A 15,892-nucleotide genomic window follows, 5' to 3' on the forward strand; every position below is an offset into this window, starting at 1 on the left:
CCTATTTAGTAATATTGCTAATACCAATTACTTTTTCAACTAAAAACATCATTAGCGCTGTAAAGACCATTAAAACAACTGAAATTGCAGAAACAGTTGGATCATAATTGTTTTGCAAATAGTTTAGAATTGCTGGTGGCAGCATCGTAAGTGATGGTCCGTTCATAAATAATGAAATTGGAATATTATTGAACGAATTGATGAAGCACATCATGAAGGCCGCAATAATACTAGACTTAATATTAGGTAAAACAATCAAAAAGAACGCTTTTTTAGGCGAACAGCCGCAGACCCAACTTGCTTCCTCAATATGACTGTCCATCATCAACATACTGGCTGTGATTAGCCGAATGACATACGGTAAACACAGGAGAAAATGTCCAATAATTAAGCTGATAAAAACTGGCAGTTTAAAGGTAATAACAGCCGTTTGATACAGCGCAAAGCCAATTACAATTTCAGGAATTAAAGTCGGACTTAGAAAAAATGATTGGAACCAAGCCGCATGTTGCAGATTATAACGTGTTAAAGCATATACAGCAGGAATGCCAATAATTAAGGCTAAAAAGCTGGCGATTAATGCCACCAATAAGCTTGACTCAAAGCCAGTAATAAAATCAGGTTGCTGAAAAATATTGCTATACCACGAAAGGGTAAAACCTGTGATTGGTAAGGAAATCGAGCTTTGATTATTAAATGAAGTTATAACCACTAGGACTAGTGGCAACATAATCAGCGCCAGAATAATAAGTGAAATAATGGTTAACGTTTTATTTTTACGATTAAGCATTAGTCATCCTCCGGTCTAGGCGATAGCTTAACCGTTTCATGAGCCACATCGAAAGAGCTGAGATAACGATTAAGATCAAGGCAATTACACTGGCATTTTGCCAATTTCCTAGTGTCATGGCCTGCTGATAAATTAATGTGGCCATCACCAAATGACGATTACCACCAAGAATTTGTGGAGTAGTATATGCCGTCATTGTTCCAGCAAAAACCAGAATACATCCTGTTAAAATGCTTGTAGCAAGTTGCGGAATAATAACCTTGAATAAAGTGTGCCATGGGCTGGAGCCCAAAACAGCAGCAGCCTCTTCAATTTCGACATTTAATTCTGCAACACTACCAATCAAAGTATTAATCATGATTGGCAAAAACAGATAAACCGAGCCAATAATAATCGACGTATTGGTATATAGAATGTTTAGCGGTGCTTTTATTAAGTGCAGTGAGAGCAATAATTTGTTAATTATGCCATCACGACCTAGGATGATGATCCAGGCAAAGTTTCTAACAACAGCGTTAGTTAACATTGGAAAGAGAATTAGTAAGTTTAGTACCTGTCTAACTGTCTTTTTCTGTCTTCCAATCCATAACGAGATGGGTAATCCAAGAATCAAAACGATAATCACTGTTAAAACTGCAATCAAAAATGTTCTTCCAATTACTGTCCAGTTATAAGAGCTTTTAAGAAACTGTGTATAAAGCGCAAAAAAACCTGCTTGACTCTGGAACGTTGGAATTGCGATTTCAATTAATGGAAAAAAGGTAAAAACCAAGACGCCAAAGAATGCAGGTATTAGTAACCAAACTGCGGTTTTCCGATTCATATATTACCTCCGATTGATTCTAGATTATCTATTTTTCAGCATTCTGTCAAGATGAAATCCGAATATATTTATTTATATAGCTTTTAAAAGTTTGTATTTTATTTCTGCTAGTTTTTATAAAAGATAAAAATATATATGTATAACCATTAAAGGCGAACAATAAAAAGCCACAGTTTTTTCTGTGGCTTTTTGATAAATGTTTAATTTGTTTGATGTACTAGGTCATCGCGTACAAGACACTCTGCAATTTCGACTGTATTGCTAGCTGCACCACGCAATAGGTTGTCTGCAACAACCCACATCTGAAAGGCACCATCATTTTCTTGATCTTGGCGAATACGTCCAACAAAGGTTTCCCGTTTACCAGCTGCTAAAAGTGGCTGCGGATAAACTTGTTTGCTAGGATCATCTTGCAAAACTAAACCGGATGTTTTAGCAATCTCTTCTTGTATTTCAGCAGTAGTTGCCGACGAATCCTTTACAACAAAATAAACTGTTTCACCGTGACCAATTTCAATTGGAACTCTCACACAAGTTGCGGTTACTTTAATTTCACCCGCATTTTGATCATTAAGCAAAATCTTTTTAGTTTCATGAATCATTTTCCACTCTTCATGCGTGTAACCATCATCTTCAAACACATCAATCTGCGGCAGCAAATTAAATGCCATTGGATAATGGCGCTTATCCGCTGCAGTCGGCAAAATTTCAGCTTTCAAGTCTTGGTGATTCAGTCTTGCCTGAGCTTGGTTCAGCATTTCATCCCATGCCGCTTTTCCAGCACCTGAAACTGCTTGATAGGTTGAAACAATAATCTGCTTAACTCCCCACCGCTGATAAATCGGATAAAGAGCTGCAACCATCTGAATGGTTGAACAGTTCGGATTTGCAATAATACCATGATGATTAGCTAGTTCCTTATCATTAACTCCAGGAACAACTAGTGGCACGTCATCTTCCATTCTATAAGCACTCGTGTTATCAACGCAAACTGCACCACGTTTAACTGCCTCTGGCAGCAGCTTTTTTGAAACTGCGCCACCAGCAGACGATAAAACAAGATCTACACCATTAAATGAATCCGGTTGGGCTTCTTCAACTGTAATTTCTTGATTTTTGAATTTTAACTTTTTACCTGCTGAACGTTTTGACGCTAATAGTTTTAGTTTTTTAACCGGTATACTGGATTGTTCAAGCTCACTAATCAGCCGCTGACCAACTGCACCGGTTGCACCCAGTATTGCAACAACATATTCTCTCATTGATGATCATCCTTTTCTGCCAAAAATCGTTTTATTCGTGCCATTGCCTCATGCAAGTCCTCATCACTAGCAGCATATGAAAAGCGAATATAGCCCTGTCCACCATCTCCAAAAGCACTTCCTGGTGTACCACCAACTTTCGCCTCATGTGCTAAATCTAATGCAAAGGCTTCATCATCTGTTCCATATTCTTCAGGAATTTTGGCAAAAACGTAAAATGCTCCTTCACTAACCATCGTCTTTAATCCCATCTCGTTAAGTGCATTAACGATATAGTCACGCCTTTTATGATAAATTTGACGTGATTCAATTGGGTCTTCATCACCGTTTTCTAATGCTTCACAGGCAGCTGCCTGAGCTGGATTAGATGGTGCAGTAACCAAAAAGGCATGCATTTTGGCAATCAAGCTAATATATTCTGTTGGCCCTACAATGTAACCAATCCGGTAGCCAGTCATTGCGTGTGACTTTGACAAACCATTGATTACTAGGGTCCGTTCAGGAATATAGCGCGCAATTGAGATGTGTTCAAAGTCATAAGTCAATTCGCCGTATATTTCATCGGAAATTACGTATAAGTGATGTTTTTCAATGATTTGTGCCAGCTGCTTTAACACTTCTTCTGAACATTCACGACCAGTTGGATTAGTCGGATAATTGAGAATAATTGCCTGCGCCTGCGGATGGCTTTGTAAAGTCTGTTCTAAGGCCTCAGGCGTCAGGACAAAGTCCGTATCCGCTGTATTAATTGCAACTAAATCTGCTTTTACATATTGAAGCAGTGGGAAGTACAAGGCATATGAAGGCGTAGGAACAATAATTTGGTCTCCTGGCTGAATTAATGACAACATTGCTGCAGCAATTGCTTCAGTCGCCCCTACCGTTACAACGATCTCATTTTCCGGATCATATGAAATATTTTGCTTTCGCTTTAGAAAATCACTAATCGCTTGGCGAAGTCTCAAAGTTCCTTTTTGTGCTGAATAATGGGAGTCATTGTCTAAAATGCTCTGAGCTGCCGCTTTTTTGACGTGCTCTGGCGTATTTAAATCTGGCTCTCCTAGTGTCAACTTAATTAAATCTGGTATATCATCAACCTTTTGCGCAAATGCACGGATACCTGAAGCTGGAATTTGAGTCAGCGGAACACTTGTAGTTGGGGTTAAATCTGAAGCTAAATGTGGCATTTTTTCCTCCTTATATTGATAGAATTTTTTCCAAACCAACAACCAGTTTGGATAGGCTCATCACTTGATCGAGTGCAACTTTTACACCTTTCATAAAAGATGAGCGATCAAATGAATCTTGTCTAATGGTCAAGGCTTCACCAGGTCCGCCAAAAAGAACCTGTTCGTGGGCAACATAACCTGGCAAGCGGACAGCATGGATGGGAACGCCATCATAAAGATCTCCGCGAGCTCTTGCATCATTGTTAGTATCTGTTGAACCTGATCCGCTTCGACCCTCGGCAATCATCTTTGCGGTGTTAATCGCCGTTCCTGAAGGTGCATCAAGCTTATCGGCATGGTGCATTTCGATAATTTCTGCATCTGGAAAGTAACGTGCAGCCTCTTGGGCAAATTTCATTAGTAAGACAGCAGACAGCCCGAAGTTCGGCGCAATAACCCCGCCTAGCTGTTGGTCTTCTGCAATTTTTTGCAGGTCTTCTGTTTGCTCAGTTGTCAGTCCACTAGTACCGACAATTGGTCTCATTTGGTGGTTTAAAGCAAACTTGACGTTTTCAAAAACAGCTTGAGGAGTTGTAAAGTCAATCCAAATATCTGCACTAATGTCAATCTCATCAAGTTGGTCAAAGCACTGGACAGTATTAGCAAAATCCCCTTCGCTTTTGGCATGCGGCGCTAATACGCCAACCAGTTCACAATCTGCCTGTTTTTCAACTAACTGCACGACCTGCTTTCCCATTGATCCAGTCGCGCCAGCAATAAAAACTCTTTTCATTAATCTACTCCTAGTTCTACTGGTAACTCATGTAGTAATGCCGTTTCATTTAAGCCCAAGTGTAGTGCCAATTGCTTTTTCTCTTCTTCATTTAAAGTAATCATTGGCAAGCGACATCCCCCTGCTGGTAAGTTTTGTGCATTTAAAACGGCCTTAACTGGAGATGGTGACGGGTACATAAATAATGCAGCCATTTTTGGTGTCAGTTTTCGCTGAAGTGCACCAGCTGCTTCAACATTACCAGCTTCCAGTTCATCATACATTTGGCGCATTGCTTTGCCATAAATATGTGAAGCAACAGAAATTACGCCTCTTGCCCCTAAAGTTTTAGCGCTGAGTGCCTGTGCGTCCTCACCGGTATAAACTAAAAAGTCACTTGGTGCATGCTCAACGATATATTCCAAGTCTTCTATTTCTGTACATTGCTTCACGCCGGCAATATTAGGATTAGCAGCCAATTCAACAACAGTTTCCTTAGTAATTTTTACACCTGTACGACCAGGAATGTTATAAATCATTAGTGGAACCTTTGATTTTTTGGCAACAGCTTCAAAATGCGCTTTGATTCCACGTTGATTGGGCTTGTTGTAGTATGGCGTAACAACCAAAGCCATATCAATGCCTGAAATTTGACTAACTTCCTCTGTGAAATCCACCGTTTGAGCAGTGTTATTGCTACCTGTACCTGCAATCACTGGTACTCGACCTGCAACTATTTCTGCAAAGCGGGTATAAAGCTCGATTTTTTCATCATGGTTCATCGTAGCCGTTTCACCAGTCGTACCACCAATTACAAAACCGCGACTTCCTGTGGCAAGCAAAAGTTCTGTTAGTTCTTTTAAACCGGGATAATCAACTTCTCCTTGCTCATTAAATGGTGTGATCAACGCAGTTAGTAAATCAGCGCTAGTAAAATCTGTCATAGTTTTTCCTTTCATTATTAGTCATTTACATGTGCTCTTCGAAAAAGCCGACTATTGCTTTAATCCCTGCCTCAATTGCACTTTCTTGTGGACTGAAAGTAGCGGAATGAAGTTGAGAGTCATCTTCCACGCCAAGCCAGCACATTGTTCCAGGAATTTTGGCAAGTAAATAACCAAAGTCTTCACCTGTCATTGCCGGCTCAGTTTCTTGATACTTAACTGCTGGGTTATTTTTCATGTAGTCAATAAATTCAGCGGTAATCTTAGGATCATTTTCGACAGGCCAATAGCCTCCTTGGTTAATTTCAATTTCTGCTCTAGCCGCAAAACTTTGACCAATACCAGCTGTTACTTCACGCAAACGCTTCTCAATTTGTTCAATCATCGTTTGAGTCAAGCCGCGAAGCGTACCTTCTAGGTGCGCATGACCAGCAATTGCATTTCTAATCGTGCCCGCACGAACCTTGCCAATTGTTATCACGCCGCTTTCAATTGGATCAATGCTGCGCGCCACAATTGTCTGAATCTGACTAATTAATGCCGCAGCCGCTACAACCATATCATTTGCACGCTGTGGATATGCAGCGTGACCATCTTGACCATACAGATCAATATTAATTTCTGCAGCGCCAGCAAATAGTGTTCCGTTACGGCACCCAATTGTTCCTGCTGGTAAGTCAGGCGTAACATGTAATGCAAAAAATTCATCAGGTCGCCACTCACCAGTAAAAACGTCCTGTTCATATGCTAGTTTGCCACCGTTTTTGCTTTCTTCAGCTGGTTGGAAGAAGAAAAGCAAATTATCTTGTGGTTGATGCTCACTAAAGTAATTCAAAATTCCTAATGCCACTGTCATATGAAGATCATGACCACACGCATGCATTTTTCCCTCATTTTTTGAAGAAAATGCTAACCCAGTTTTTTCTTTTACTGGTAGTCCATCAATATCAGCTCGGTAACCAATCGTTTTTTTAGGTCGCTTTCCTTGCACTCTTACCAGCAAGGCAGTTGGCAACTCAGGAACAGTTTTAATCTGTAAAAATTGCTGATCAAATTGTTGAATAACCTTTAATAAATACTGCTTGGTGTCATGCTCTTGCAATGCCACTTCGGGAATTTGATGTAAGTCACGACGAATTTGAATCAGTTGACTAGTAGTTAACATTAACTCACAACTTTCTTAAATCTTGCTCAATCTTAGTTTTGTCAGTAGTTTGTTCGTCTCTTTTTTTAACAACTTTGGCTGGGACGCCTGCTACAACAGTATTAGCCGGAACATCTTTTGTCACGACGGCACCTGCGGCAACCACAGCATTATCACCAACTTGAACCCCTTCTAAAATCACTGCGTTAGCACCAACTAGAACATTTTGTCCAATCCTGACTGGTTCGGCGGAAGCAGGCTCGACTACACCCGCTACAACGGCACCAGCACCAATATGGCTGTTAGCCCCAACAATTGCACGCCCGCCCAAAACAGCGTTCATATCAATCATTGCCCCATCACCAATTTCAGCACCGATATTAATTACCGCTCCCATCATAATGACCGCGTTTTTACCGATACTTACTTGTTCACGGATCAAGGCACCAGGTTCAATTCTTGCTTGAATATTTTTTAAATCTAAAAGGGGTACTGCAGAGTTACGGCTGCAGTTTTCAACTTGATAGTCATTGATCTTTGCCGCATTAGTTCGTAAAAATGGTACTAGATCATCCCAGTCACCAAAAACAACACCGCAATTACCCTCGATAAATGTTCTTACTTCTACAGGCCATTTCAAGTCCTCCAAGTCGCCCTTAACATAAATCTTAACTGGGGTTTTCTTAGGCGCATTGGCAATAAAATCAATAATTTCTGTCGCTGACATATTTTTCATTTGATATCCTCACTTTTCTTGATAAAAACGGTCATTCTTAATTAAATCGTCATAGGTTTCACGTGTAACAACTTCTTGTGCTTGTCCATTTTCTGCAAAAACAACTGCTGGTCTTGGAACACGGTTATAGTTAGAAGCCATGCTGTAACCATATGCTCCAGTTGCAAGAACAGCAATTACATCCCCTGGCTTAGTTTTTGGTAAATATGCCTGATCAATCAAAATGTCACCAGATTCACAATAGCGTCCTGCTAAATGGACCTTTTCAACTGGTTCAGCCGCTGGTCGCTTGGCAACCAATGCTTCATATTCTGCTTGATAAAGCGCAGGTCGAATGTTATCACCCATGCCGCCATCAACAGTCACATAAGGAGTTAAACCTGGCACATCCTTTCTGGAGCCAACGGTATAAAGACTATATCCTGCTTCACCAACAATTGAGCGTCCGGGTTCTACCCAGATTGCTGGTACGTTTAACTGATACTGTTCAGCTAATGTACGGACACTGGCAATGATTTGTTCAACAAATGTACCTAGCCCAATTACGCTATCTATAGCGGTATATCTTATACCAAAACCGCCGCCTAAATTTAGAACCTGTGGCTGATAATCATACTTTTGCTTCCATTCTTGAACTAGCTGCATCAATTTTTCCACTTCAAGATTGAAACCTTCAGTTTCAAGGATTTGTGAACCAATGTGAGCGTGAAGTCCAATCAACTCCATTTGCTCTTCCGCTTCAACTTGTAAAAAGGCTTTTTCTGCTTGACCCGAACGAACATCAAACCCAAATTTACTGTCTTCTTGACCCGTTTGATCATATTCGTGCGTATGTGCACTCACACCAGGAGTGATGCGGAGCATTACTTGCACTTTCTTGTTTGTTTCATGCAGTACTTGCTTCAGGAGTTCAATTTCATGAAAGTTATCTAAAATGATTACCCCAACATTATTTTCAACGGCCATTAAGAGTTCATCTTTTGTTTTATTATTACCGTGAAAACTGATTTTTTCCGTTGAAAAGCCTGCTTTCAACGCTGTATACAGTTCTCCACCTGAAACAACATCAATGTGGCCACCCAATTCGTTGATTACTTGATAGATTGCAATCGAGGTAAAAGCTTTACTAGCATAGCTGATGGCATAATCAACCTGTCCAGCAACAAAAGCTTGCTTAAGTGCATTGAACTGTTTTCTAATTTGGGCAACATCATAAACCACCAATGGCGTGCCAAAGTTTTCGGCTAGCTTAAGTGCATCTACACCTCCAATCATTAAGTGACCTTGATCATTCGTCTGGTAATAATCATTCGTTGACATCTAATAACCCCCGTTTTTTGGTAAAGAAAAAGACCCTTTAATACGCGCATAGCGTACAAAAGAGTCTTTCAGATTAAACCTTGATCTGATTCAGTTTTGGCGATAGCGCTCCGCAAATTTAAATTTGCGACAGTCCGTAATTTATTAGATTACGTCCCAGCCGATTAACTACCGCAATAATTAACGCTTCGGCAACCGCCCCTTTCGCTAGCTTCACCGTTTTTGCAGAAACTCCACTAGGTACTTTTGTTAGTTGCGACCTCTTCGTTTAATTTATAAAAATATTATTATTATTAATATTACTTGTCAACGGCTTTTTCATAATTAATTAACTTTATTTTTTGCAAACATGACTGCAGTTATGTTTTAGTTGCAGATAAAAATTAAAATGTTAAAATGCGTTACTATCGAATTTAAATTATTTTAATCAAGTAGGTGTTGCAAAAATGAAAGTTGTTAAATTTGGTGGTAGTTCACTTGCAAGCGGTGAACAATTTCAAAAAGTGCTAAATATTATTAATGCTGACCCAACCAGAAAAGTAATTGTCACTTCCGCACCAGGAAAAAGATTTGCGGAAGATGTAAAAGTTACAGATCTGTTAATTGAATATGCTCAAAAGACACTGAAACAACAAGACACTACTGAAGTTATTCAGCAAATTTGGACGAGGTATCAAGAAATTGCCGCTTTTTTTGCACTTGAGCCCCAAAAATTTGCGTTCTTGCACCAAGAGTTGGTTGACTTACCAATAGGTTTTAATGACGAGCCAGAATACCTAATGGCAGCTTTCAAAGCACACGGAGAAAAACTCTGCGCACAGTTACTAGCATTAATTTTGCAAGAGCAAGGTTTACCAACACGCTTTCTAGACCCACAGGACGCTGGTTTTTTGGTAAGCAGTGCCGCGAGCGACGCTCAAGTCTTACCTGAAACTTACCAAAATTTACTTAGATGGCGTGAAGTGCCAGAAATATTAGTAGTTCCCGGTTTTTATGGTGTTACAACTCAGGGCAAAATTGCCACTTTTTCACGCGGTGGATCGGATATCACCGGTTCAATCTGGGCAAGAGGAATTAAAGCAGACTTGTACGAAAACTTTACTGACGTAAATGCAATTTATGCCGCGGATCCTAGAATTGTTGCTAACCCTCATCCAATTAAAATCATGACTTACCGGGAATTACGGGAACTATCTTATGCTGGTTTTTCAGTTTTCCATGACGAAGCGTTGATTCCGGCAATTCAAGGCCAGGTTTTCATCAATGTTAAAAATACTAATCACCCTGAATTACCAGGAACAATGATTGTTCCAGAAAAGGATTTTCATCCTAAAAGTACGATTACAGGTGTTGCCAGCTCAAATCACTTTTCCGCTTTATATTTACACAAATATCTACTTAATAAAGAAACTGGTTTCACTCTTAAATTACTAGAAATATTTTACAAGTTCAATATTTCATACGAACACATGCCCTCAGGTATAGATGATCTAACGGTTATCTTTGACAAACGGCAGTTTACTGAAGAACTGCGCGAGCAAATGTGCAGTGAAATTCAAAAAGTGATTCATCCCGACCAATTAGAATGGATTGATGATTATGCTATCATTATGGTAGTTGGTGAAGGGATGCGGAATAAGATTGGTGCAATGAAGAATATCACTACCCCTTTAGCCAAAGAGCATATTGCCATTCACATGATCAATCAGGGTGCATCACGTATTTCTATTATGTTAGGCACCAAGAAAGAAGACGCAGCAAATGCTGTTAGCCAAATTTATCAACAATTTTTTAAAGGAGTAGCAAAATCATGATTCAAATGCAAAAAGTGCATGGTTCGCAAAATCAATTTTTCTTATTAGATCAGACTCAATTAGAAAAGCCACTTATCGATCCCGAATTAGTTAACTTAGCACGTCAATTAACAGATAGACGAACTAGCTTTTTGAACGGAGCAGATGGTTTACTTGTCATTAGTGAATCCAGCCATCCCGATGTTCTAGGGAGAATGCAGGTAATTAATGCAGACGGTTCGTTTGCATCGATGTGTGGTAATGGCTTGCGCACTGTTGGTCGTTACTTAGCGGAAAAATACCACAAAACATCTTTCAAAGTGGAAACAGATCAAGCCGATCTTGCTGTAACATGTCAACCAGATTGGGCAGAAAATGTTAAGGCAGTCGGGGTAGAAATTAGTCCTATCAGCTTTAAAGCAAAAGACTTACCATTTAACAATTTAGGTACTGATGAATTAATCGACCAAAATGTTCCTGCCTTTGATGATGATTTGACCTTTACAGCAGTCGCTGTGCCTAATCCTCACCTTATCAGCTTAGTTTCAGCTGATGTGTTACACAGTGATTTTCTAAAAACTTTGGGTGCAGCGTTAAACCGACCTAACCCCTACTTTCCTGACGGTGTTAATGTTAGTCTGGCACAAGTAATAGACTCTGATCATCTTTTTGTCCGTACTTATGAGCGCGGTGTCGGTTTTACTAATGCCTGTGGTACTGGAATGTCCGCGGCAAGTCTCGTATTTGCCCTAACTCAACCGCAAGAACACGCTTTTGAGCGCTTGCTTACTGTTACTAATCCTGGTGGATTTGTTCAAACTAAGGTTCATCAAACAGATGACAGCTATTGGGTTGAATTAATTGGTAATGCGACTGTAATGGCAGAAATTGAAGTAGACGAAGGTGAATTACATCAGCCTTTCCTTCGTTTTTCTGATTTTTCAGTTACTCCAACTAAAGAAGATGAAGCTTATCAAGCTTTTATTGCGAAAAAAGCTAACTAACCTTCCAAGTTATTTTGTATTTACTGTTGATATATAAACTTTTTAATAAAAAATTACGTTCTAACTAAATTTATGTTTGAAAGCACTTCAGCAAAAAGCCTTGTTTGCCAGTTTGAGGTGCTTTTTTGGTCTTTCTTTTTCCTTTCAATGAAGTACAATGTTTTTAATAAAGCGATTTCACAAAAAGGAGTCATTAAAATGGCAGAAGTAAATTATCAAAAATTAGTCGATGAGATGCGCAAAGCTTTTAAAGATGGTGATGATAAGCGTGATGAAGGCTTACCTACCAGCATCCCTGAAGTAGAACGCTTTGATGACATTGCTTACGGTAAAGATCCTAAATATCAATTACTTGATGTCTATTTACCAAGCAAACGCACAGACGCTAAACTACCGGTAATTGTTAACATTCACGGCGGTGGCTGGGTATACGGCACAAAAGAAACCTATCAATTTTACTGCATGGCACTTGCTAAAGAGGGTTTTGCAGTAGTAAATGCAAATTATCGCCTAGCACCAGATGTTGTTTATCCAGGTGAATTAGATGACGTCAACCGCGTCTTCCATTGGGTAGCAGATCCAACTAACGCAGCTAAATATCAATTAGACTTAGACAATGTCTTTATCGTTGGGGACAGTGCCGGTGGTCAAATGGGTGAGCAAATTTTAGCTGCTTATACTAACGCTGACTATCGTAAATACTTTGGTTACTCTGTTCCTGACCTAACAATTAAGGCTGCAGCATTAAATTGCGGTGCATATTTCTTAACTGAAAAAATTAGTTCAATTGTGGGCGCACCAGAAGCATATTTCCGTCCAGAAATTCGTTTAACAGAGCATGATCAATTAAACGCTGAACAGTTTTTAACTACAGATTTGCCACCACTTTTCTTAATGACTTGTACAGATGATTTCTTACGTGACAATGCATACATGCTTTCTGGTTACTTACACGCCAAAGGCATTTACCACGAAATTCATTTTTATGGTGATCCAGATAATCGTCGTGGCCACGTCTTTAACGTTAATCAAAAAGATGATTTAGCTAAGCAGTGTAATTTGGATGAACTTAACTTTTTCCGTAAGTACATCAATTAGTGCTCGGTTCATTGTAAAATAAAGGTTGAACTAAATAGTTCAACCTTTTTTCTAGGAGGAACTTATGGCAGGCGACAAACACGAGCTAATTCAACTAGATGAATTACCGTTACACATTAAAATCCACCATCATCGCAATGATTCCGAGGTGCCGGCTCACTGGCATCAAAGCATTGAATTGAGTTTTACCATTCGAGGACAAATTGACCATTTTATAATTGGTGGCGTCGATCATCAAACACATCCTGGAGAGATTTTAATTGTTAATACTCAAATTGTGCATAGTGTGCGTAATCGTATCCACACTAAGGACGATTTAATGTTGACGCTTCTCTTCCCCTATCCACTGGTCTTACAAGTGTTTCCTAAAATTGATCAATATTTTTTTGAACTTGGTTCACTAAGCAAGTTATCACTTCAGCAAGTAGCTCAATATCACCATTTACAAGATCTTCTTACGCAAATTACTGATATTAAGCTAGGTGAAGAGAGTGATTTTAAAAATATTGAGTTAACTATCCTTAGCTATCAAGTTCTTGAAACACTACTTAAGTACTTTTTGAAACCTCGTAAAAATAACAGCCAGTTGTCACACAATTTAGTCATCACTGGACATTTGCGTAACGCGCTTGACTATATCCAAGGGCACTATCAAGAACCCTTTTCTCTTCAAGAGATCGCGGATTCTTGTCATTTGGCACGTCAATATCTCCAACGAATTTTTCGCGAAAATATGGGGTGTACTTTAGGAGAATACATCAAAAATTATCGTGCACAAAAAGCCTACCAAGAGCTTACTACGACCACAAATACCTTTACTGCAGTTGCCATGAATAATGGTTTCAGTGGTGTTAGATCGCTTAACCGTGCAATGGTTAACAATTACGGACAAACCAGCAGACAAATACGCGAAGGTTCCTCAGCGCCAGATTAAGGTGACTGAAAGCGCTATTTGTTAATCAAAAAGCAAGTATAATATTAGCGAATACAATAGAAGTTAGAGAATAGAGGAACTTAACATGAAAAAAGTTAATCCAAAATCTGGGTTGTTCAAAGTCGCCTTATTATCAATATCCTTATTATTGATGATTGCGCCGCAAATTTCCTCAGTATTGCCCCTAATGTACTCGTCATTTCCTGGCGTTTCACGGGCTGCTGTTGAAACACTAAGTACAATTCCAAACATCGGGATAGTCATCGGACTAATCATAAGTCCATTTTTAATTAAGCTAATCGGTACTAAAAATACTGTTATCACGGGGTTAGTAATTGCGCTATTAGCTGGAACATACCCAATGTACGCAACGGGATACACAACAATTTTAATCTCTCGTTTCTTATTGGGTGCTGGTATTGGTTTATTCAACTCATTAGCCGTTAGTTTATTATCGAAGTTTTACCAAGGCGATGAACTATCATCAATGCTTGGTTTCCAAAACTCAATGGGTAGTGTCGGTGCAGCAATCTTTTCATTCTGTGTTGGCTTATTAGCTGTTAATGGTTGGCACGCCACTTTTGCAATTTACTTGGCTGCTTTGCCAATTCTATTGCTATTTGGCTTCGTAGTTAAATTGCCCAGTCAATCACAAACAGTCGATACAGAAGCGCAACCTGCTACTAAAGAAGAAAACAAGATTAATGGTGCTGTAATTGAAATAGCAATTATTATGTTCTTTATGTATGTTTTCTTTATGCCAATGTCATTCAAGTTGCCACAACTTGCTACAAGCCAAAAACTTGCTAGTGTTAGTCAAATTGCCTTTGTTTCAAGTGTAGTTACTTTAATCGGTATTCCTGTTGGAATGTGCTACGGTCTTTTAAAGAAGAAATTAAAGGATTTAATTTTACCAATTGGTTTATTCTTACAAGTTGCTGGTTTATTGGCAATTGCTTACGCAGTTAACCTACCAATGTTAGTTGTAGCCGTTATTGTTTTAGGTGCTGGCTTCGGTTTGTCCGTACCTTATATCTTTAACTGGCTTGATGAAGCAGCTCCAATGAACTCCGTTAACTTCGCAACAACCATTACCTTAATCCTAGTTAATATTGGTTGTGCCGCTTCACCAACAATTGTTAACTGGTTAGGTACAACTTTTGGCGGTGGAACTCCTCGTTCTGACATGACAATGGCTGGAATTGGTATGGCAGTTCTGTTCTGCTACAGCATTGTTCATTACTTCCAATTAAAGAAAAAGCATAATTAATTAAATAAGTAAAAATGTACTGAGCCTCAAAAGTTGAACACCTTTTGGGGCTTTTTTATGACTAAATTATCTAAACAAAAAGAATTAAATTTTAAGTTGAACCTCCTACTTGATTTGATAGCTGCAAACTAATCTTCTTTCATATCAAAAATAGCAATCATCCTTAACTGAGTTAGAAAAGACTGCTATAGAATTAGTAATTATAATTTAATCTAGCTTATTTTGCGGTCTTTAAAAATATAGAACGCACCGACCAGCATGAACACTAATAATATTGTGGTAAATGGCGGGAATAAGTTGCTAAATCCCTGCACCATTCCAAATCCGAAAAGGATTAGTAACGAGCAGGAAAGCAGGAGTGTACCCCGATTTTGCTTCATAAATTTAAAGAAGGGCTTATCTTTATAAGTTTGCGAAAGGCAAAACATTGCGATTATAAAAGCTATGTATCCTATTGATTCAGACATAAGCTCAACACACTTTCTGTTAATTATGATTAAAGAGCTGCTATGGTATAAATTCCTGTAAGGTTGACATCCATATAAAGATAATTGTTTGGATGTGTATCATTCATATAGCCCAAATCACTTCTGACTTTCATAAAACAGGCTAAGCCAATGGCACTAGTTGTTCCTGTCTATTCGGTTATGCCTTAGTATATATTAAAATATTAAAAAAATAAAACATTTAAAATAAAAATTAGTGCTTTAATTTTAAACTATAGCAAAACTTAATATAGTGTAGATTAAATGAAGTTTCTGCAAAACTCACAACCATAAGGCTAAAACCTTACATCAGGTTTAACAGTCTTTCCTTTTCATTATCAGGTAATT

General features: G+C 38.9%; 14 protein-coding genes and 1 riboswitch. Of the genes, 5 read left to right on the top strand and 9 right to left on the bottom strand.

All coding sequences use genetic code 11. The annotated features are described in order from the left end of the window. Nucleotide 1: 1 nt before the first annotated feature. From DKL56_RS07475 to lysA, 9 genes are all read right to left on the bottom strand, one after another. A complete protein-coding gene (locus DKL56_RS07475) occupies nt 2–790 on the bottom strand; it encodes an ABC transporter permease (protein WP_109715958.1) in 789 nt (262 codons plus the stop codon). After that, a complete protein-coding gene (locus tag DKL56_RS07480; protein WP_046307958.1) occupies nt 783–1,613 on the bottom strand; it encodes an ABC transporter permease in 831 nt (276 codons plus the stop codon). The genes DKL56_RS07475 and DKL56_RS07480 overlap by 8 nt, the downstream gene beginning before the upstream one ends. A 200-nt stretch (nt 1,614–1,813) precedes the next feature. Continuing rightward, nucleotides 1,814–2,875 (bottom strand): aspartate-semialdehyde dehydrogenase, encoded by a 1,062-nt coding sequence (locus DKL56_RS07485; RefSeq protein ID WP_109715959.1) that lies wholly within the window; start codon nt 2,873–2,875, stop codon nt 1,814–1,816. Continuing rightward, a complete protein-coding gene (locus DKL56_RS07490; protein ID WP_109715960.1) occupies nt 2,872–4,062 on the bottom strand; it encodes an aminotransferase class I/II-fold pyridoxal phosphate-dependent enzyme in 1,191 nt (396 codons plus the stop codon). Before DKL56_RS07490 ends, DKL56_RS07485 begins: the two co-directional genes overlap by 4 nt. Nucleotides 4,063–4,072: 10 nt before the next feature. After that, a complete protein-coding gene (gene dapB, locus DKL56_RS07495; protein WP_109715961.1) occupies nt 4,073–4,837 on the bottom strand; it encodes a 4-hydroxy-tetrahydrodipicolinate reductase in 765 nt (254 codons plus the stop codon). Further along, on the bottom strand, nt 4,837–5,760 hold the full coding sequence (dapA, locus tag DKL56_RS07500; protein ID WP_109715962.1) for a 4-hydroxy-tetrahydrodipicolinate synthase: 924 nt from the start codon (nt 5,758–5,760) through the stop codon (nt 4,837–4,839). Before dapA ends, dapB begins: the two co-directional genes overlap by 1 nt. Nucleotides 5,761–5,785: 25 nt before the next feature. After that, nucleotides 5,786–6,925, bottom strand: a complete 1,140-nt coding sequence (locus DKL56_RS07505) for an N-acetyldiaminopimelate deacetylase (protein WP_109715963.1) — start codon at nt 6,923–6,925, stop codon at nt 5,786–5,788. 4 nt (nt 6,926–6,929) lie between these two features. Continuing rightward, a complete protein-coding gene (dapD, locus tag DKL56_RS07510; RefSeq protein WP_074426213.1) occupies nt 6,930–7,640 on the bottom strand; it encodes a 2,3,4,5-tetrahydropyridine-2,6-dicarboxylate N-acetyltransferase in 711 nt (236 codons plus the stop codon). A 9-nt stretch (nt 7,641–7,649) separates the two neighbouring features. Then, nucleotides 7,650–8,960: a diaminopimelate decarboxylase gene (lysA, locus tag DKL56_RS07515; protein WP_109715964.1), complete on the bottom strand. Its 1,311-nt coding sequence runs from the start codon at nt 8,958–8,960 to the stop codon at nt 7,650–7,652. A gap of 94 nt (nt 8,961–9,054) precedes the next feature. Next, nucleotides 9,055–9,233, bottom strand: a riboswitch (Lysine riboswitch). Nucleotides 9,234–9,406: 173 nt separating this feature from the next. Here lysA and DKL56_RS07520 point away from each other — a divergent pair. From DKL56_RS07520 to DKL56_RS07540, 5 genes are all read left to right on the top strand, one after another. Next, nucleotides 9,407–10,774, top strand: coding sequence for an aspartate kinase (locus DKL56_RS07520; RefSeq protein WP_109715965.1), 1,368 nt, complete (start codon nt 9,407–9,409; stop codon nt 10,772–10,774). After that, nucleotides 10,771–11,757: a diaminopimelate epimerase gene (gene dapF / locus DKL56_RS07525; protein ID WP_109715966.1), complete on the top strand. Its 987-nt coding sequence runs from the start codon at nt 10,771–10,773 to the stop codon at nt 11,755–11,757. Before DKL56_RS07520 ends, dapF begins: the two co-directional genes overlap by 4 nt. Before the next feature lie 198 nt (nt 11,758–11,955). Next, nucleotides 11,956–12,855 carry an alpha/beta hydrolase gene (locus DKL56_RS07530; protein WP_109716054.1) on the top strand — a complete coding sequence of 300 codons (900 nt, stop codon included), beginning with the start codon at nt 11,956–11,958 and terminating at the stop codon, nt 12,853–12,855. A 64-nt stretch (nt 12,856–12,919) separates the two neighbouring features. Continuing rightward, nucleotides 12,920–13,789, top strand: a complete 870-nt coding sequence (locus DKL56_RS07535) for an AraC family transcriptional regulator (protein WP_109715967.1) — start codon at nt 12,920–12,922, stop codon at nt 13,787–13,789. Nucleotides 13,790–13,874: 85 nt separating this feature from the next. Then, complete coding sequence (locus tag DKL56_RS07540) at nt 13,875–15,059, top strand: MFS transporter (RefSeq protein ID WP_109715968.1); 1,185 nt, start codon at nt 13,875–13,877, stop codon at nt 15,057–15,059. Nucleotides 15,060–15,892 lie beyond the last annotated feature (833 nt).

The organism is Lactobacillus apis, from assembly GCF_003150935.1.
Classification (GTDB): Bacteria; Bacillota; Bacilli; order Lactobacillales; family Lactobacillaceae; genus Lactobacillus; species Lactobacillus apis.